General features: G+C 59.6%; 2 protein-coding genes. Both read right to left on the reverse strand.

Annotated features, from left to right (window positions below; all coding sequences use genetic code 11):
* A partial coding sequence (locus tag B879_RS24055) for a hypothetical protein (protein ID WP_202949679.1) occupies positions 1 to 299 on the reverse strand: 299 nt, incomplete at its 3' end.
* 94 nt (positions 300 to 393) lie between these two features.
* Entirely contained in the window at positions 394 to 684 is a 291-nt protein-coding gene (locus tag B879_RS24060; protein ID WP_497706793.1) for a LexA family protein, read from the reverse strand.
* Positions 685 to 784 lie beyond the last annotated feature (100 nt).

Genomic DNA, 784 nt, shown 5'->3' on the forward strand with positions numbered 1-784 from the left:
GCGTACTGGTAGGTGCGAATCGTCGAGGGAGCCAGTTGCTTGACTGCCACCAGATGCATCATCCACTCGTCAAAATCAGCGGCGCTCCAGTTCCAGGGCCAGTCGTTGGTAAACGCCTGAAACTGCGAAATCTGGCTCACGGTGCCCCGCACGGAGGATTCCTTGAGGTTCCGTCCGCCACGCTGGCGCACCTGCCAGCCTTCCAGCATGGCAGTGAAAACCGATTCTGCTTCGTTCAGGAAGGAGACGTCGGGCAAAAGCGGACAGCGAGGCAGAGCCCGGCGGTGCTCCTCGATCAAGCAAAATATTCTCCCGTCTAATGCACTATTCCTGCATTAGACGGGAGATCTCCTGCTAAGTCCAGAGCGTTTCGCCCTTTTCGTCGGCTCAATGCTAGACAACAATGGCAATAGCACCCCTTGTGCGGGCCGTAATCACCCGTTTAACGGAATAGCACCTAGTTAAGCTGGTGCAGACATGTTTCGGCAACTCCCCACACGGTGAGGGACGCCAGCTCCCCCACACCAGATCCGGATATTCCGGGTTCTCCGCCTGCAGGACCACACCCCGCGGGGTCAGGCGCAGTCGCTTGACGGTCATTTCCCCGTCCAGGACCGCCACCACGATCGAGCCGTCCACCGGCTTCCGGGCGCGGTTGACGATCAGCTCGTCCCCGTCCGAGATGCCGGCACCCCTCCATGGAACAGCCCGAGACCCGCACGATGAAGGTGCTCGTGGTGTCGTGGATCAAATGCTCACTGAGGTTGATCGTGCCGTCGAAGTA

The sequence above is a fragment of the Cecembia lonarensis LW9 genome, from assembly GCF_000298295.1.
In the GTDB taxonomy this organism is placed as follows: domain Bacteria; phylum Bacteroidota; class Bacteroidia; order Cytophagales; family Cyclobacteriaceae; genus Cecembia; species Cecembia lonarensis.